This window comes from Flavobacterium niveum, assembly GCF_055231775.1.
Genome location: NZ_JBUYSX010000010.1, coordinates 36,180 through 53,415 on the forward strand (window position 1 = coordinate 36,180; position 17,236 = coordinate 53,415).

Annotated in this window: 18 protein-coding genes; 5 read left to right on the forward strand and 13 right to left on the reverse strand. The window is 44.5% G+C overall.

Annotation, left to right across the window (positions count from 1 at the left end):
- Positions 1 to 63 precede the first annotated feature (63 nt).
- Genes ACZIX4_RS19615 through ACZIX4_RS19625 form a run of 3 tightly spaced genes read right to left on the reverse strand, consistent with a single transcriptional unit; the run spans position 64 to position 2,876 of the window.
- Complete coding sequence (locus tag ACZIX4_RS19615) at positions 64 to 1,881, reverse strand: hypothetical protein (protein WP_463337356.1); 1,818 nt, start codon at positions 1,879 to 1,881, stop codon at positions 64 to 66.
- Positions 1,878 to 2,423: an RNA polymerase sigma factor gene (locus ACZIX4_RS19620; RefSeq protein ID WP_463337357.1), complete on the reverse strand. Its 546-nt coding sequence runs from the start codon at positions 2,421 to 2,423 to the stop codon at positions 1,878 to 1,880. The genes ACZIX4_RS19615 and ACZIX4_RS19620 overlap by 4 nt, the downstream gene beginning before the upstream one ends.
- A 24-nt stretch (positions 2,424 to 2,447) precedes the next feature.
- Positions 2,448 to 2,876 (reverse strand): hypothetical protein, encoded by a 429-nt coding sequence (locus ACZIX4_RS19625; protein ID WP_463337358.1) that lies wholly within the window; start codon positions 2,874 to 2,876, stop codon positions 2,448 to 2,450.
- 231 nt (positions 2,877 to 3,107) lie between these two features.
- Between ACZIX4_RS19625 and ACZIX4_RS19630 the strand changes: the two genes are divergently transcribed.
- On the forward strand, positions 3,108 to 4,328 hold the full coding sequence (locus ACZIX4_RS19630) for a hypothetical protein (RefSeq protein WP_463337359.1): 1,221 nt from the start codon (positions 3,108 to 3,110) through the stop codon (positions 4,326 to 4,328).
- Positions 4,329 to 4,387: 59 nt separating this feature from the next.
- Here the strand turns inward: ACZIX4_RS19630 and recA are convergent, their stop codons facing one another.
- From recA to ACZIX4_RS19645, 3 genes are all read right to left on the reverse strand, one after another.
- Entirely contained in the window at positions 4,388 to 5,395 is a 1,008-nt protein-coding gene (recA, locus tag ACZIX4_RS19635) for a recombinase RecA (protein ID WP_411405795.1), read from the reverse strand.
- A 112-nt stretch (positions 5,396 to 5,507) separates the two neighbouring features.
- Positions 5,508 to 6,290, reverse strand: a complete 783-nt coding sequence (locus tag ACZIX4_RS19640; RefSeq protein WP_463337360.1) for a hypothetical protein — start codon at positions 6,288 to 6,290, stop codon at positions 5,508 to 5,510.
- 66 nt (positions 6,291 to 6,356) lie between these two features.
- Positions 6,357 to 7,124 (reverse strand): glycerophosphodiester phosphodiesterase, encoded by a 768-nt coding sequence (locus ACZIX4_RS19645; RefSeq protein ID WP_463337361.1) that lies wholly within the window; start codon positions 7,122 to 7,124, stop codon positions 6,357 to 6,359.
- 128 nt (positions 7,125 to 7,252) lie between these two features.
- Here ACZIX4_RS19645 and ACZIX4_RS19650 point away from each other — a divergent pair, with 128 nt between their 5' ends.
- From ACZIX4_RS19650 to trhO, 4 genes are all read left to right on the forward strand, one after another.
- Positions 7,253 to 7,795, forward strand: coding sequence for a hypothetical protein (locus tag ACZIX4_RS19650; protein ID WP_463337362.1), 543 nt, complete (start codon positions 7,253 to 7,255; stop codon positions 7,793 to 7,795).
- 58 nt (positions 7,796 to 7,853) lie between these two features.
- Entirely contained in the window at positions 7,854 to 8,099 is a 246-nt protein-coding gene (locus ACZIX4_RS19655) for a hypothetical protein (protein ID WP_463337363.1), read from the forward strand.
- Positions 8,096 to 8,497: a type II toxin-antitoxin system tRNA(fMet)-specific endonuclease VapC gene (vapC, locus tag ACZIX4_RS19660; RefSeq protein ID WP_463337364.1), complete on the forward strand. Its 402-nt coding sequence runs from the start codon at positions 8,096 to 8,098 to the stop codon at positions 8,495 to 8,497. The genes ACZIX4_RS19655 and vapC overlap by 4 nt, the downstream gene beginning before the upstream one ends.
- Before the next feature lie 115 nt (positions 8,498 to 8,612).
- A complete protein-coding gene (gene trhO / locus ACZIX4_RS19665) occupies positions 8,613 to 9,956 on the forward strand; it encodes an oxygen-dependent tRNA uridine(34) hydroxylase TrhO (protein WP_463337365.1) in 1,344 nt (447 codons plus the stop codon).
- A 67-nt stretch (positions 9,957 to 10,023) separates the two neighbouring features.
- On the opposite strand, the gene ACZIX4_RS19670 is transcribed toward trhO, so the two are convergent.
- The 7 genes from ACZIX4_RS19670 to ACZIX4_RS19700 form a co-directional block, all read right to left on the reverse strand.
- Entirely contained in the window at positions 10,024 to 11,349 is a 1,326-nt protein-coding gene (locus ACZIX4_RS19670) for a murein hydrolase activator EnvC family protein (RefSeq protein ID WP_463337366.1), read from the reverse strand.
- 13 nt (positions 11,350 to 11,362) lie between these two features.
- Positions 11,363 to 12,145: a lipoprotein insertase outer membrane protein LolB1 gene (gene lolB1, locus ACZIX4_RS19675; RefSeq protein ID WP_463337367.1), complete on the reverse strand. Its 783-nt coding sequence runs from the start codon at positions 12,143 to 12,145 to the stop codon at positions 11,363 to 11,365.
- A 24-nt stretch (positions 12,146 to 12,169) separates the two neighbouring features.
- On the reverse strand, positions 12,170 to 13,471 hold the full coding sequence (locus ACZIX4_RS19680) for a tetratricopeptide repeat protein (protein ID WP_463337368.1): 1,302 nt from the start codon (positions 13,469 to 13,471) through the stop codon (positions 12,170 to 12,172).
- Between the two features lie 7 nt (positions 13,472 to 13,478).
- Positions 13,479 to 14,489 (reverse strand): sugar nucleotidyltransferase, encoded by a 1,011-nt coding sequence (locus tag ACZIX4_RS19685; RefSeq protein WP_463337369.1) that lies wholly within the window; start codon positions 14,487 to 14,489, stop codon positions 13,479 to 13,481.
- A gap of 42 nt (positions 14,490 to 14,531) precedes the next feature.
- Positions 14,532 to 14,972, reverse strand: coding sequence for a dUTP diphosphatase (dut, locus tag ACZIX4_RS19690; RefSeq protein WP_463337370.1), 441 nt, complete (start codon positions 14,970 to 14,972; stop codon positions 14,532 to 14,534).
- Positions 14,972 to 16,426 carry an oligosaccharide flippase family protein gene (locus tag ACZIX4_RS19695; protein WP_463337371.1) on the reverse strand — a complete coding sequence of 485 codons (1,455 nt, stop codon included), beginning with the start codon at positions 16,424 to 16,426 and terminating at the stop codon, positions 14,972 to 14,974. Before ACZIX4_RS19695 ends, dut begins: the two co-directional genes overlap by 1 nt.
- A 215-nt stretch (positions 16,427 to 16,641) precedes the next feature.
- On the reverse strand, positions 16,642 to 17,236 hold a 595-nt coding region (locus tag ACZIX4_RS19700), incomplete at its 5' end, for an OmpA family protein (RefSeq protein WP_463337372.1).

A 17,236-nucleotide genomic window follows, 5' to 3' on the forward strand; every position in this document is an offset into this window, starting at 1 on the left:
CGTCTTGGCAGAGAGGCGTTTTTTCTTAACTTAACTAAATGGCCGTAAACAGCGGCCTATCAACTAAAAACTAAAACTAATACCCGAATATAAGCCTATAAAATACGGCTTAAAGTTTGCGGCGTTGCCGCTGTAGGTGTTTACCTGGTACTTAAATGTAGGCTCAAAGTTGGCCTCAAATGATTTAAAGAACCTGTACCTGAAACCCACACCAAGGTTCGTACTAAAGTGTACATTGTTAAGGTTTTCGGCTTCACCTACTGTGGTAGAAAGCCCTTGGGTGCTCACTACACTTATATTATTTTCATTAAGGAACAGCGTACTTACACCGCCTATCAGCTGTATGCCAAATTTCTTGTTTAAGAGCGCATACGATAACTCCATAGGTACCTCTACATAGCCTGTGGTTTGCACCATAGAACCTTCGTAAGCATCCTTGGCAAGCGAGTTTGCAGCAAGCGAAGCCGCCTGGCCTTCAGTCCTGTCACGTACTACTATGTTAGCATTACGCCCTTTCGCCACATTGCTTGTTGCGGTATTCATAGAAGCATAAAACTCTATATCCTGAGTGGCGTAGTTAAGGCTAACCGTGTTTACACCCGTGCGTATGCTTAGGCGGTTATTTACAGCATAGTTAACACCCACACCATAACTAAGGTCTTTATCAAAGTTTTTGGTATTGCCGGCAAACTGTGGGTCAATAGGCGAACCGTTACCCATAGCACTGTAGAAAACCGGCGCCAGCTGTGGCTTTATATTCCACTTAGGCGACGAGGCATCGGCCAGCTGCTTGTCTTTATCTTTGCCTTCCTGCTGTTCACTAAGTAGTTTTTCAAGCTCGTTTTCAGGCTTGGTTTTTACGGTGTCTATGGCAGCTTCGGCAACAGCAGTTTCTTCGTTTACCTTAACATCTTTATCTATAACCCCGGCGTTGTTCTTATCTTCATTACCGGCTGCATTATTTTTATTGTCTTTGCCTACAGCGCCGTTATTTTGTGCAACAGCATTTTGGTTACTGCCAAAGGCATTAGCCGGAGACTTATCAGCAGTAAGCGTATTGCCCGGGCCTGTAGCAGGGTTTTTACCGTTAGCTCCAGAATTTTTATCCGTAGCATTCCTGCCGGTTTTATCGTTTTGTGCAACAGCCGAATTGTTTTGGTTAAACGGTTGGCCATTCACAATAGTACCACTGTTATAAGGATTGGCTATGTTACCGTTTCCTCCCTTAGTGCGGTTACCACGGTTTTTCCTGTTTCCGGTATGTGTAGCCACGGCATTGTCGTTTGATGTTGTGCCAATAATACCATCTTTTCCATGGCCTTCTGAAGCCTGAGCATCCCTATGGTTTTGGTTACGCTTTTGGTGTGCTTTTTCACCTTCACCCGAAACCACGGCATCATTATATTTATCGTACACAGCATTTTTATTGCTGTTAGCGTTACCACCTGCCGACTGCGATGCAGTACCTGTGACGGCTTCACCTGCTTTCTGGTTTCCGGTATTGTCTTTACCGGCAACGGCATTATCATTGCCTAAACCGACATTACCTTTATCACGTCCGGAGCCTATAGTCCCGGCAGGGCGGCCCAGCGCATCAGTATCGCTGCCTACACCTTGTGGTTGTTTAGGGGCTGTAACCACTGCGGGGTTGTTACCGCGCGACACCTCATCAGTGCCGGACAGGTATTGCCAACCGAAAAACGCAGCCAAAACAAGCCCTGCCGCTATGCCCGAATAACGGAACCACAGCGGAACAGCGCGGCGTTTTTTCTTCTCTTCCAGCGCCTCGCGTACGTTTTCCCAGACGTACTCAGGCGGGTCGGCCTCAAAGTCCTTGAAGCGCTCCCGGAACAGCCTTTCTATGTCTTTCTTATCACTCATTTTGCATTCGGTATATTTTTACCGTGTTGGTATGCTTCGATTTTTTCTTTTAATATCATCCTTGCACGGGCAAGGTTCGATTTGGATGTACCGTCGGATATGTTCAGCATTTCCGATATTTCCTTGTGTGAATACCCGTCAGTTACATACAAGTTGAATACCATCCTGTATCGGTCCGGTAATTCCTGGATAATTTTCAGCAGGAAATCCATCGGTACCTCATCATCATCCACAACTACATCCAGCTCTTCGGGCATGTTTTCGCTTACGAGGTCAAATATACCATGTGTACGGTACTTTTGCAACACATTATTGACCATCAGCCTTTTGGCCCAACCTTCAAACGAACCCTGGAAACGGTACTGCCCTATTTTTTCAAAAAGCAGTATAAAACCGTCCTGCAGGTTGTCTTCGGCATCTACACGGCTGCGGCTGTACTTAAGGCATACTGCAAAAAGCTTTGGGGCCAGCAGGCGGTATAGCTGCTCCTGGGCCCTGATACTGTTTGCCTGGCAATCCTTTATGATCTGATCTAAGCCCAATCGTATACACTTAATTTTTACCGTTTACTCTGTAACCGGAACTTCTACCTCTATATACGTATCTACACCATGTTCTTGCCCTTTGTAAAACTTAAACACATAACTGTCGAATTGTTCAAAAGGCACTTCAAAATTGAACGTAGCCACATCAGCAGCAAAGGTGTCTAAAGGCTGGCAGTTATCACTGTCTAGCACCATATTTTCCACAGCAACAATGCGGGAATTAGTGCTTTTCTCATAATAAAACCCGTTAAGGTAATAGCAGTTGTTAGGACGGTGATAGTACATGGTTATAGGGTAGGTACGTCCACGCTGCACGAAGGCAGGCACGCTTACGCTGTCTGCCGGCATGTACTCCAGGTGGAAATTTACCTCAGGTGCATTATCTACCGAACAGGCTACAGCGATTAACCCGGCTACGAACACAACAAACATTATTAAACTCTTTCTCATAAATCCACGAAAATTTTCTCCTTGTTATACAGATGCAAAGTTGCTGAAAAGGTTGCGTTTACGCTTTATGAAGTTACGAAAATATTTTTTGGCACACAGTTTGGATATACATATGTAAGCAACAATAAAGGCCTGTTGTTGCCGAAGTGAAAAAAACAAGGATAAAATCCTGCACGCATGCAGGATGAAGTATTAAAAAAATCAATTATCATCAAATACCATTACTTCATTATGAAAACCGTTAAAAATATATTTACAGTGGCGCTTAGTTTTACCGCAATGGCAGTTTCAGCGCAGGAAGGAGGAGCTACTTCAGGAGGGTACAAAGGCGAAGGATTTAGCCTTGAGGGCGCATTGGCAATGTTCAAACAGGCAAAATCGCCCGAAGAATTTGAGAAGCTTATAAATGAAGAAGGCAACAACGTAAACAACCTCGACCTGAACAACGACGGTGAAACCGACTACGTTAGCGTTACCGATATTAAAGACGGCACTGCCCACGTACTGGTACTGAGCACCTACCTGGATAATAATGAGAAGCAGGATATAGCTACCATAGGCATTGAAAAAACCGGTGCCGAAAGCGCCGTACTGCAAATAGAAGGCGACGAAGACCTGTATGCCGATGGTTCAATAATAGAACCACAGGACATTAAAACTACAGTAAAAGGCGGTAAAGGCCCCGATTTAGGCGTAACCGAAGTGCATGCCATTGTAGTAAACGTATGGATATGGCCGGTAGTACGTTACATTTACGAACCGGCGTATGTGGTTTATGTATCGCCGTGGCACTATAGGGCATATCCGGTGTGGTACCGCCCGTGGAGGCCCGTAACCTATACTGTTTTCTATCACCACTGCGAACCGTACAGGGTATATTACCGACCTGCTCCAAGCCGCAGGGTTGTGGTGGCGCACAGGGCGTACGCTCCACACAGAAGGACAACGGTAGTGGTGCACAACAGCAGTCCCCGCCGTACAGCTACCGTTTCAAGATATAATACATCGCGCAATACTGCCGTAGTACGCAGCAACGGAAATATTAACCGAAACACAGCCGGTTACAGCCGTAATACCGTTACCCGCAGTAACAGCGGCCGCAATACCACAGCAGTTACAGGCAGGAGTAATGCACCAGCCCGCAACATGAACCAGGGTAGCAATATGGGTAACCGCAACACTACTATAAATTCGGGCAGGAACACTACACCCGCCCGCGCCCTGAGCCAAGGCAACAGCAATATGGGCAACAGCAATACTGCGATAAGTGCAGGCAGGAACGCAAACCGCAACAGTGGCCTTGCTGCCAACAACGGCGGCGGTAGCCGTAATGCTACAATGAGCAGTGGCAGGAATACCAACCGCAGCGCTGCTACACAAGTAAACCGTGGCGGCGGTAGCCGTAATAATGGCGGAGGAGAGAGCCGTGGCAATGGCCGTGGCAGGAACTAAAGATTTCACATTACAGATAACGAAAAACGCTGCCTTATGGGGCAGCGTTTTTACTTTTACTATTGTTGTGATTCTTCCTTGATGGCTTCTTTTATACGAAGTTCCAGTTCTTCAGCAAGCTCAGGGTTGTCTTTAAGCAATGCTTTCACAGCATCGCGCCCTTGTCCAAGTTTGGTGTCGCCGTAGCTGAACCATGAACCTGATTTTTTAATGATTTCAAACTCCACGGCAAGGTCAAGTATTTCACCCGTTTTGCTTACGCCTTCGCCGTACATAATGTCGAACTCAGCGGTTTTAAACGGTGGCGCCACTTTGTTCTTAACCACTTTCACCTTGGTACGGTTACCTATAACGCTGTCACCATCTTTAATCTGCGATGACTTACGGATGTCCAGCCTTACCGAAGCATAAAACTTCAGCGCATTACCACCCGTAGTAGTTTCAGGGTTACCAAACATTACACCAATCTTCTCACGAAGCTGGTTGATGAAGAACACCGTACAGTTGGTTTTATTAATGGTAGCCGTAAGCTTACGAAGCGCCTGGCTCATAAGGCGTGCATGGAGGCCCATTTTAGAGTCGCCCATCTCCCCTTCGATTTCGCTCTTAGGGGTAAGTGCCGCAACCGAGTCGATAACCACGATGTCGATGGCTCCCGAACGGATAAGGTTCTCTGCGATTTCCAGCGCCTGCTCACCGTTGTCCGGTTGCGATATGATAAGGTTCTCCACATCTACGCCCAGTTTTACGGCATAATGACGGTCAAATGCGTGTTCCGCATCTATGAATGCGGCTATACCACCGGCTTTTTGTGCCTCTGCAATAGCATGCAGGGTAAGGGTGGTTTTACCCGAAGATTCCGGACCGTAGATTTCTATTATCCTGCCGCGAGGGTAACCATTAACACCCAGTGCAAGGTCTACTCCTAGCGAACCCGATGGTATGGCTTCTACTTCCTCTACCGCCTGGTCGCCCAGCTTCATTACGGTACCTTTACCGTAGGCTTTATCAAGTTTATCCAGCGTAAGCTGTAATGCTTTCAGTTTTGCTTCTCTCTCTCCACTCATGGCTATATAATATTTTGAGTAAAATTAATTCTTTTTTCCTTCTGCAATATTAAGAATATTTTCTTGGTTGCAAAATTATTTTCTAATAAATGTTTTCGATTGAGAAAATATTTTACTGCCACCCTAATTTTACCCGATAATATTTATTAGGAAAAACAATATTCTCCCTGATATACAGTTCTTCATTATCTGCCCAAAACGCTTCAGATATCTGGCATATACCCGGGGTACTGGTCATCCGTTTCCTGAAAATCTCCTGAAGCGGAATAATACGCTGATAACGGCCGTCTTTTTTAGCCTGAATAAAATAGCCGTAGCATTCCTGACCGTCATAAGAGCCGTTAAGCCTCAAGACCCCGTTCTCTGACGTCACATATGCGCTAGGGTTTCCTGTATTTTCGGTTGTTTCACCTGTACTAAGGTTATAGCTTACTTCCAGTTGATGTCCCACTTCACAAAGCAGTATATCCAATTCGGGATAATAGGCCATAAATCCCGGTTCATTATATTTATCAAATACTATAACCTCTCCCCGACGGGGTTTTATTTTCATCACTATATACCCGCTGTCATTTGGTGTAAGTTGTTCGTTTTCATAATCGCCAAAAGTTACCAGGCCTTTAAGCATACGGTTTGCTTCCCTTATATCCGTTACAGAAGTGTATTCTTCCGGGGCAGGATTAACAAACTCTTTCTTTTGGTAAAACTGTACAGAATCTATAACCTCAATCAGCGCCACATACCAGTCCCCCCGTATCGAGTCGGCTATTGGGTTAGCATTTTCCCTAACGGTATTTTTAAGGTCGGCACCTTCTCCAATACTCTGAATACTTTTACCTTCCTGTTTACAGGATTGCAATGCTATCAGTACAAGCAGGGTAAAAAAATATCGCATAAAAAAATTGGTTTGTTGCCACAAATATACAAACAAACCAATTTTAATATTTTAATCCGAAGACGATTACTTCTTAATCACCTCAAACAAAAGCTCCGGTTCGTTAGTCGTAATGTACTCCACCTTTTGGTTAATAAGGTTTTCCATTTCAGTGCGGTCGTTAACCGTCCAGGCATTAGTGGTAAGGCCAAGCTTGTGCGCCTGTGTAATATAATCCGGGTGTTCTTTGTATACACTGAAGTGGTAATCCAGTCCTGTGTAACCGGCAGCCTTGGCTTCGGCAGGAGTTTTGTCGCCGGTAAGGTATTGCACTTTAGCTTTCGGGTCGAGTTCATGCACACGCTTGCCTTCTTCCCAGCCAAAGCAAATGTATTCCACCCACTTTTGCGCTTTTAGCTTCTTTACCATAGCTACAGCGGCATCGGCTACGGCAAGGGCACGCTCCGGGCTTATGCGGCTGGTTTTAATTTCCAGTATCAGTTTAGTTTTGCGTTGTTTCATACCCTCATTCAGGTAGGCTTCCAGCGTAGGGATGCTTTCGCCGTTAGGATGTTTTTTGGCCAAAAGTTCGGCATAAGTAACCTTCTCTATGTCCAGGTCGTAAAACTCATGGTCGTGGTTCACCACCAGTACATTATCGGCTGTAAGGTGCACGTCGAACTCCGCGCCGTGGCAACCTTCGGCAACCGCCTGTTTCAACGAAGCAATACTGTTTTCGGGCAGGTTATGGGTTTTCCAGGCACCACGGTGCGCCACCACTATGTTTTTGTTGAACTGGGCAAATGCAGTAACGGTAAACAACAATAGGGCACCCAGGCTAAGCAGTTTTTTCATTTCAGGAACAATGTTTGGGTTTTGATGGCGGCTAATGTACGGGAAATGGTAACAACGGTGGTTAAGGATGGTTTATTTAACATGTACTATCTTTAACTTCATTTCGTTATCATATAAAAACCAGCACTATGTACCGACTATTGCTTTTAATACTACTTTTTAGCCTTCAGGTATTCGGACAAGAAAACAACGTAAAGATAAAACTCAAACTTACGCATAGCGAAGACTATGCATTTACCGATGAAAATGCACGGCTGATACTTACCGGCAATGGGCGTAACGATACACTTCGGCTAAATCGTGAATTAGAGTTTGTACTTGAAGGGCTGAAAGAGGGAGATTACAAGTTTCGTATTATTCCTAATAACAGCTTAGACAGAAGTACTGAGCATTATTACAAATTTCATTTCGATCCGTCAATTCCGCAAAAATATCCTTTTGAAATCCCTTACAGCCCGTTTTGCCCTTATAGCAAGGACAATAAAACCTTCCCTGTATGTTGTACTGATGAACATGTAATACCGATACGATATGGTTTGATTATATCTGCTGATGACAATGGAGACGACAACCCAAGTGACAAAAAGAAAAAGAACTATAAAGCCGGTGGATGCGTAATCAGCGACTGTGACCCACACTGGTATTGCGAACAGGATGATGTGAAGTTTTAGATATGGGAGTTATTAATTTTTAACTTCATCCAATCCTAAAATTCATTAAATTAGCAACATGAAATCTACAGAAATAAATACAAGCATTATTCAGGGATATATAGGGCTATTGGAAAACCTTAGCCTTAATGATAAGCTTGAGCTTATTTCTAAATTGACAAAAGCCGTACAAACCGAATTGAATCCTAAAAAAAATGCCTTCAAAAAGGCTTTCGGGGCACTTAAATCCGATGCTTCCGCTGAAGAAATAATAGAGGAAATCCGTGGCAGCCGTGTATCAACCCGGGAAATAGAATCGTTTTGAAAAAATACCTCATAGATACTAACATCGTTATTTTTTACATCAAGGGTCGCTATAATCTCAATGCTAAGTTTGACGGACTGACTCCTGAAAACCTGTTCATTTCAGAAATCACTTTAGCTGAACTAAAGTTCGGTATTGCAAAAAGTGAAAATCCTGAAAAGAACAGTAAAGTATTAAACAATTTTTTGAGCGGCGTACAGGTATTACCCATTTTCCAATCGCTTGATTTCTATGCCTCCGAAAAAGCGAGGCTTCAAAAATCCGGCACTCCAATAGATGATTTCGACCTCCTCATAGGCTCCACCGCTGTAACGCATAATCTTATTATGGTTACTAATAATACCCGGCATTTTGATAAAATAGCAGGTATTAATCTGGAAGACTGGACTAAAGAATAGCCAACAACTAAAAACCAACACCCTACAACTAAAAAAATTTTATACATTTGCACCCGGTTCCGCCATTAGGGGCCAAACAACATATTTTATTTTTCTCAACTTAAACTGTGATAGCATGCAACTGTATAACACTTTAAGCGCCGAGGAAAGGGCTGCACTTATAGAAGAAAGCGGCAAACAGCGCCTTACGCTGTCTTTCTACGCGTACGCAAACATTGAAGACCCACAAGCTTTTCGCGACAGCCTTTTTGTAACCTGGAACAAACTTGATGTTTTGGGCCGTATTTACGTAGCCAATGAGGGTATTAACGCCCAGCTTTCGCTTCCGGCCGATAACTTCTACGCGTTTAAAGACCATCTGGACACCATCTCTTTCCTTAAAGACATCCGCCTGAATGTGGCCGTGGAGCAGGACGACCTTTCGTTCCTGAAACTAACCATTAAAGTACGTAACAAAATTGTAGCCGACGGACTGGACGATGCTACGTTTGACGTAACCAACAGAGGTGTTCACCTTGGTGCAAAGGACTTTAACCAGATGCTGGAAGACCCGAACACTATTGTGGTAGATTTCCGTAACCACTACGAAAGCGAAGTGGGCCACTTTAAAGGCGCTATTACCCCTGATGTGGAAACCTTCCGTGAGTCGCTGCCGATTATAGAGGAGCAACTACAGGATTATAAAGAAGATAAAAACCTGCTAATGTACTGTACCGGCGGTATCCGCTGCGAAAAGGCTTCGGCATTTTTCAGGCATAAAGGGTTTAAAAACGTATACCAGCTTGAGGGCGGTATCATAGAATATACCCGCCAGGTGAAGGCCGAAAACCTTGAAAGCAAGTTCATAGGTAAAAACTTCGTGTTTGACGGCCGCCTTGGCGAACGCATTACCGACGATATTATTTCGCAATGCCACCAGTGCGGTAAGCCGTGCGACAACCACACCAACTGTGCCAACGAAGCCTGCCACCTGCTGTTTATTCAGTGCGATGACTGTAAGGCATCTATGCAAAACACCTGCTCTACCGAGTGTTTAGAAGTAGTGCAACTTCCGGTGGAGGAGCAAAAAGCACTGCGCCGTGGCATTATGAAAGGCAACATGATTTTCAAAAAAGGAAAATCAGACAAGCTGAACTTTAAGAAAAGCGGCGAACTTCCCGATGTAGCTATTGCCACTGCACCAAAACCGGTTCGCAGCCGCATCCGTAAAACGCTTATCGGTAAAGGGGAGCATTACTACCCTAAAGCAGGCGTAGGCCAGTTTACCATAGAGCAGGGCGAACTGAAAGCCGGTGATAAAATCATCATTTCAGGCCCTACAACAGGCGAACAGCAGCTTGCAGTAGAGAATATGCGTGTAAACGGAAAAGAGGGCGCTGTGGCCACCGCAGGCGATAAGGTGACATTTAACCTGCCGTTCCGTATACGTTTATCTGATAAACTGTACAGGGTTTTATAAAAACACTATTCTACAATACTGAAAAAGCTCCCAATAGGGAGCTTTTCTTATATAATACAAATATGTTCTACTTAGCAATCCACAATGACGGGTTTTGGAACTTATTATTTTGGGAAACAATAAACTTAAGCACCGGCCTACCGTCCAGCTCCTTACCCACAGTACCGATTTTTTGGTTGATAGACACCTTATCCCCTGCACTTACACTTACATTATCCAGGTTAGAATATACGGTAAGGTAATCACCGTGTTGTATACACACAATATAGTTACCGCCCCTTAGCTGTTTTACACTCGACACTTCACCTCCAAAAACTGCCTTAACTGTAGCGCCAACTTCGGTAGTAATGTCAATACCTTTATTGTTTATATCAATACCGTCTATATACGGGTGTGGGTGTGTACCGAAACTACTTGAAACATAGCCCTTTTCTACCGGCCACGGTAGGCGGCCTTTATTGGCCTTAAAGTTATCAGATATTACCTTACCCTCTTTGGTCAGCACAATCTTATCTGAAGATACCGTGCTTTTAGCTGGAGACGATGAAGATGTAGCACCTGAAGATTTACCCGATGTCTTAGTAGATTTAGAAGATGACTTCGCTGCCACTGCGGCTGCCTCCCTGTCTTCTGCTGCTTTTTTAGCTGCCGCCTTGCGGTTGGCCTCAGCAATAGCCTCGCGGATAACAGCATCAATCTTTCGGTCTATCTCGCGGCTTTCGCGCTGTTTTGCCTTAACATCGGCAGTATACTTTTTCTTGTTTTTCTGTATGTCTTTTACCAGCTTCTGCTGTTCGATCTTGTCTTTTTCAAGCTCGTTCTTTTCCTTCTGGTTTTCGGCAAGCAGTTTTTGCTTTTCTTTTTTCTGTACGCCAAGCTTAGTTTGCAGGTCCTCCAGCTCAGTCATTTTTTCGCGTATTTCATCGCCCTGTACCTTTCGGAAACTGGCGTACTGCTTCATGTATTGCACCCTTTTATATGCCTCCAGGAAGTCTTTAGACGAAAGTATAAACATGATACGGCTCTGGTCAGATCGGCTCTGGTAGGCCTTGAGTATCATTTTGGCATAGTCGTCTTTAAGCACGGTAAGCTCACGGTTTAGCTTGTTTATTTTAAGCTGGTTCAGGTAAATATCGTCGGTAAGCAGGCGGGTTTGTTTTTTGGTGGTGCTAATCAGCTTTTCGCTAAGCCTTATTTTGGCATCGCTATCCGAAATTTTGTCCAGCACTGATTTTTCCTTAGAGCTTTGGTCTTTAATAAGGCTACGCAGCGCCTTAATCTCTTTTTGTATCTGCTCTTTGCGTTCTTCCAGTTTTCTTTGCTGGTCGCCGCCCTGGGCCAGTGCCAGTGTGCTGCAGCCTATTAGGAAAAATGTTAGCAAAAATTGTTTCATCGCCTGTTATTGGTTAATCTACCGATATTTGTTCGTAGCCGTTTGGTATACTGTACGGGAAAGTCACGTTTTCGTCAAACTTTACCGAAGTATAGCCTATGTTTATATCTACCTTGTCTTTTTGTGTTGCCTGTATTTTTATGCCCGATGGCAAAACCGCCTTGGTATAATCCTTGTAACCCGGATAGTCTACCTGAAGCGTGCGTGGCTCAGTGCCACTTTGTACTATAAGCTGTTGTTTCAACAGGTATTTATCTCCCTCAAATAAGAAATCCTTTTGCAGGCCGGTGCTTTTACCTGTTAGCCTGTACAGCCCATTTTCTATAGACGATTTATAGCCACCCTGGTTAAGGTCGTACAATGCACGGCCCGTAAGCAGGTTCTGCACTTTATTATAATCCAGCTCAGTACCCAGCCAGCGGCTCAGCACTTTGTAATCACCCTTAAAATAAGTACTGTTCAGTATTTCATAATACGAAACCTCTTCCGGCGTTATAATTGCCTTGGCCATAGTGACAAAGGCATAACGCACCATAACCAATATTTTCTGGTCTTTAAGTATACGTATTTCGGCAGTAACATCCTGCTCATTTTTCGCATCCTTATAGGCCACATCAGCACGGATAACCAACGTTTTATAATTGGCCGGGTTGTTATAATGGCCCGTAACAATCTCCTTAGCCGTTTTATCTTCTTCGGCTACTGCCGACGTTACCGCCTGCGAAGCCGTTTGTTTCGACTTACACGAAACCAGTAAGGTTACGGCAATAATACCAGTTATTACAATCTTTCTCATATAGCATTTATTAGTTTGGGCATTTTAGCTTTTGCCCGGCGCTTTTTTGGCAACGTCCAGCTGTTGCTTAAACTTAGCCGTAAGCGCAGTATCGTCTACAATAAAATCCTGCCCGCTTTCCAGCCATTCTTTGGCTTTGCCATACTGCTGCTGCCTGTTGGCCGCAAGGCCGGCGTAATAGTACAGCAGGGGCTGTGTGGGGTACAGGTCTATGTATTTTGTAGCCAGCTTATACATTTTATCATTCTGCCCGCTTTCTGCATAGGTATACAACAGCAGCTCCACCCCTTCCGGGTCATCATCCTGCTGTGAAAGACCTTTTTCGAAATAGCGGATGGCCTCCGCATAGTTCTTCTTGTTGAAGAAAAACTTACCTACCTCTTTAGGCACATTTACCTTTTTATCCGGCCCGAAATACCCAACCGCCTTTTCAAGCGTAGGCAGGTACAATGGGTTATTATTGGCAAATATCAGGAACTCATTCAGCACGCGGTGCTTAATCTTCCCGTCAATTTTTCTGCTACCCAATACCTGCATCATGTTTTGCGAAGCCTTTTCACCATCGTTATTATTCAGGTTGAACTTGAACAGGCTCACCTGTGCCCAATCGCTCGTTGGGATTTCCTTTTCCAGCTTTCGGGCTATTTCCTCGGCCTTGGCTTCCTGGTTGCTTTCGCTGTACAGGTAAATCAGGTCGATATAATTCGCTTCATTTTTAGGATCTTTCTTAATAGCCTCTTCCAGCGTTTCTTTCTTAGGCTTAGAGTAGCGGTTGTCAGCCAGTATTTCCACCTTATAGGCTTCGCGTTTCTGGCTCATGCCCACGGTCTGCTCCATTTCGTTTATCAGCGCCAATGCCTTATCATACTGCTGGGTGTACATGTATAGCGATACCAGGTCTTCCTGGTAGTACTCCTTGCGCCACTCCATAAGCTTCTGCACTATGGTTATGGCACGGTTAAAGTCCTTCTGTTCGTAGTACACATCATAAAGCCCCTGCCAGTACCAGCGGTTTTTCGGGTCTATTTCCGTAGCCCTTTTGTATGCCTTTTCCGCCTCGAAATAATTCTTCATGGCAAAGTAATTCTTGCCAAGCTCATGGTACACCACAGCATTATCAGGCTCCTTGTTAAGGCATTTCTGAAGCGCCGTAATAGCCTTGTCATAGTTTTCCATCCCCTTTTGTTTCAGGGCCTCGTAGAAGCTGTCTTCAAACTCGTTGTTTGCCAGTGCTATGTCTTCGGGTTCCTGCTGGGCAAATGCAGCTACGGGTCCCATAAGGGAGCCTGCAAGCAATATACCGCCAAAAAGGGCTTTTATTTTCATATATTAACTATTCTAAAACACAATAGTCGCCAATGCTTACAGCCGTAAAATGACCGTTAAATACTGCATGGTTGCCTATCATGGCGTTATCCAGGTTAGCGTCTTTAATAACCGCATGTGTCTGGATAAGGCTGTTTTTTATATTACTGTCGGTTATCACCGATTTATCTCCTACAGATACATTAGGCCCTATAGTGCTGTTTTTTATCACTACCCCCTCGCCTATATAGCACGGCGGTATTATGGTGCTGTCTTCCAGCACTACGCTATCCGACATAAGGTTTAGTCCATCCTGGTGAAGGAAGTTCAGCATACGGCTGTTGGTTTCTACCGTAACATCCTTGTTGCCACAGTCCATCCAGTGCTCTACTTTACCCGGCACAAATTTCATGCCTTTTTGCTTCATGTTTTCCAGGGCATCAGTAAGTTGGTACTCGCCGCCTTTCATAATATCGTTATCCAGCAGGTATTGCAACTCGCTGCGCAATGTCTCCCCACTCTTGAAGTAATAGATACCAATGATGGCAAGGTCGCTTACAAACTCCTTCGGTTTCTCCACGAAATCTACTATCTCATTTTTTTCGTTTAGCTGAACCACGCCAAAAGCACTCGGGTCGTCTACGCGTTGCACCCATATAACGCTGTCTGCTGTGGTATCTAACGTAAAATCAGCACGGAATAGTGTGTCGGCATAAGCCACCACTACCGGGCCGCTCATGCTTTCTTTTGCACTCATAATAGCGTGGGCAGTACCCAGCGGCTTATCCTGGTAGTAAATAGAACCTTTAGCGCCCAGTTTCTCGGCTATGGCTATCAGTTCCTGTGGTACTTTATCACCAAAGTCTTTATGTATTACAAAAGCTATTTCTTCAATTTTTTGATCCAGCACCGCCGCTATGTCTTCTACCAGGCGGTGCACTATAGGCTTACCGGCTATGGGTATAAGCGGTTTAGGTACTGTAAGTGTGTGTGGGCGCAGGCGCGATCCCCTGCCTGCCATGGGTACAATAATCTTCATTTGTGTAGCTTAGTTTCTTTTTTATTTAATGGGGATATGTTTTTATTTCGTCCCGGTACTGCCGAAGCCGCCCGCACCCCTGCTTGTGTCGCTCAGTCCTATGGCTTCCTGCCATTCGGCACGCTCGTGTTTTGCAATAATTAGCTGGGCTATACGCTCACCATTCTCCACGGTAAACGGCTCGTTTGATAAATTTACTAAAATTACCCCAACTTCACCCCTGTAATCAGCATCAATTGTGCCGGGGCTGTTCAGTACCGTAACACCAAACTTGGCTGCAAGCCCGCTGCGTGGGCGTACCTGCGCCTCATATCCTACCGGAAGCTCTATGAAAAGCCCGGTTTTTATTATAGCCCTCCCAAGTGGGTTTAGCACCACCGGTGTATCAAGCACTGCACGCAGGTCCATACCGGCACTGGCTATGGTTTCGTAATTAGGCAGGCTGTGGCCCGATTTATTGATAACTTTTACAGTAACTGACATTATTTCTTTATGATTTTAAAGATTGATGATTTTTCTCTTTTATAAACAAAAACAAGGAATCCTGCGAAGGCAGCGTAGCCAAACACATAGGTTTCCCTTAACACAGGCACATAGAACGAAAATGCAGAAAGAACTATTGCAAGCCCCATATAGGTGCCTATCGTTTTAAGATCGTACGGTATAGGGTAGTATTTTTGGCCAATGATGTATGAAACTACCATCATGGTACCGTATGCCGACACCGTAGCTACTGCCGAACCCATATAGCCCCATACAGGTATAAGCGCAAAATTGAACAACAGGGTAATTCCGGCGCCAATACACGAAATATAAGCGCCCATTTTGGTTTTATCCGATAGTTTGTACCAAACCGAAAGGTTAGTGTAAATACCCAGGCACAGGTTTGCCAATATAATCAGCGGTACCACATTCATGCCTTCCCAAAATGTTGATTTCTGGATAATCATTACTTTCAGCAAATCGGCAGATGCAATTACACCCAACAGGATAACAGAACCCAGTATTACAAAATACTTTGTAATGGTGGCATAGGTTTCACGGGCATTTTGCTTATCGGCATGGCTGAAGAAAAAAGGCTCTACCCCCAGCCTGAACGCAGTAGTAAACAACGTCATGAAAATAGCCAGCTTATAACAGGCAGAATATACGCCTATTTGATGCTCGGGGATGTTCAGGTATTTAAGTAATGGCCTGTCGAAAGTTTCGTTAATGGCAAAAGCAATACCCGCCACCATAACCGGCAGGGAATAATGCATAATCTTTTTCCACAATTGGTAATTAAAATGCCACGAAAGTTTAAAGTAATGTGGCAATAGCAACACAAATGCAAAAAGGCTGGCCATAACATTGGCTACAAAAACATAGCCCCCCTGAAAATCTTCTACATAAATGCTGTCCCATATTCCACCGGGATATGCCTTTGAAAGCTTGGGAAGGAATACAAGGAAAAAGAAATTAAGGAATAGGTTTAATACCACACTCCCTATTTTTACAGCGGCATAAAATACAGGTCTGCTGTCGGCACGCAGTTTTGAAAACGGAATTATACACAGTGCATCGAGCGCAAGTATCCAAATGTTATAGGTAATGTATTCTTTGTCTATTTCCAAAACCGATGCAAGCCCATTACGGAATAGCAGCGCCAGGACAAGAAATGCTAATGATGACCAAAACAATGAAATTGTAGTGGTGCTTATCACCTCTTTTTTATCTTCGGTATTATAAAACCTGAAAAAAGCGGTTTCCATACCGTAGGCCAATACCACATTAAAGAAAACAAGCCAGGAGAAATTAATAGAAACTTCCGCATACTTTTCTACATCCATAACACCCGAAGTGTGCAGGGGCGTAAGTATAAAGCTAAACATACGCGGTACCACGGTAGCTATACCGTATATGGCCGTTTGTTTAAAGAGTTTCTTTTGAAGGCTCAAGTATTGGTCTTTTTTTAATAATCAGCAAAAGTAGCGATATTTTTTTTGCCATAGCCAAATTACAATAACTAACATTACCCGATTTGAAACAGAACACACATTGCACTGCAACGTCTCTACAACCTACCTCCTTTAAAACGCAACACCCCCTGCCGTTGTGGGCAGGGGGTGTTTTGTTATTTGATGGTTTCGCGGTTTACCTTCGTTTGTGCAGCTTACTGCTTCACGATGATAAACTCACTACGCCTGTTTTGTGCGTGCTCTTCGTCGGTACACTTGTCGCATGTTACCTTAGGCTCGCTCTCGCCATAACCCTGGCCTGAGATACGCTCCTTAGCTATACCTTTTGAGATGATGTACTGTACCGTACTCTTTGCCCTGCGGTTTGAAAGGCTCATGTTGTACTGGTCAGTGCCACGGTTGTCCGTGTGCGATTTAACCATTACTACAATGTCAGGGTAGGTTTTCATCGTCTCAACTATCTTGTCCAGCTCAAAGGCTGCCTGTTTGGTGATGTTGCTCTTATCGTACTCGAAGTAGATGTTCTCAAACGTAATGATCGGCGGGTTTGGTATCTCTACCGGTTTCAGCTTCGCATCCACCTTAAGCTCACCACCAGGGTTCTTCGCTATCGGGAAGGTACCGCCTTCGTAACCCGAAGCAGTGGCCTGTACCGTATACGCCTTATCACAGTCGATGTTGTAGGTTACGTTACCGTCTGCACCTGAGGTACGGGTCTCGATTACGTTGCCTTTCTCATCCAGTATTGCTACTGCTGCCGAAGCTATCGGTGCGCCTGTGTTCAGGTCG

What these genes read in the sequence shown, in the direction of transcription:
- ACZIX4_RS19615 (WP_463337356.1), bottom strand. Translation starts at nt 1,881, where the DNA reads ATGAGTGATAAGAAAGACATAGAAAGGCTGTTCCGGGAGCGCTTCAAG.
- ACZIX4_RS19625 (WP_463337358.1), bottom strand. Translation starts at nt 2,876, where the DNA reads ATGAGAAAGAGTTTAATAATGTTTGTTGTGTTCGTAGCCGGGTTAATC.
- ACZIX4_RS19630 (WP_463337359.1), top strand. Translation starts at nt 3,108, where the DNA reads ATGAAAACCGTTAAAAATATATTTACAGTGGCGCTTAGTTTTACCGCA.
- recA (WP_411405795.1), bottom strand. Translation starts at nt 5,395, where the DNA reads ATGAGTGGAGAGAGAGAAGCAAAACTGAAAGCATTACAGCTTACGCTG.
- ACZIX4_RS19640 (WP_463337360.1), bottom strand. Translation starts at nt 6,290, where the DNA reads ATGCGATATTTTTTTACCCTGCTTGTACTGATAGCATTGCAATCCTGT.
- ACZIX4_RS19645 (WP_463337361.1), bottom strand. Translation starts at nt 7,124, where the DNA reads ATGAAAAAACTGCTTAGCCTGGGTGCCCTATTGTTGTTTACCGTTACT.
- ACZIX4_RS19650 (WP_463337362.1), top strand. Translation starts at nt 7,253, where the DNA reads ATGTACCGACTATTGCTTTTAATACTACTTTTTAGCCTTCAGGTATTC.
- ACZIX4_RS19655 (WP_463337363.1), top strand. Translation starts at nt 7,854, where the DNA reads ATGAAATCTACAGAAATAAATACAAGCATTATTCAGGGATATATAGGG.
- trhO (WP_463337365.1), top strand. Translation starts at nt 8,613, where the DNA reads ATGCAACTGTATAACACTTTAAGCGCCGAGGAAAGGGCTGCACTTATA.
- ACZIX4_RS19670 (WP_463337366.1), bottom strand. Translation starts at nt 11,349, where the DNA reads ATGAAACAATTTTTGCTAACATTTTTCCTAATAGGCTGCAGCACACTG.
- lolB1 (WP_463337367.1), bottom strand. Translation starts at nt 12,145, where the DNA reads ATGAGAAAGATTGTAATAACTGGTATTATTGCCGTAACCTTACTGGTT.
- ACZIX4_RS19680 (WP_463337368.1), bottom strand. Translation starts at nt 13,471, where the DNA reads ATGAAAATAAAAGCCCTTTTTGGCGGTATATTGCTTGCAGGCTCCCTT.
- ACZIX4_RS19685 (WP_463337369.1), bottom strand. Translation starts at nt 14,489, where the DNA reads ATGAAGATTATTGTACCCATGGCAGGCAGGGGATCGCGCCTGCGCCCA.
- dut (WP_463337370.1), bottom strand. Translation starts at nt 14,972, where the DNA reads ATGTCAGTTACTGTAAAAGTTATCAATAAATCGGGCCACAGCCTGCCT.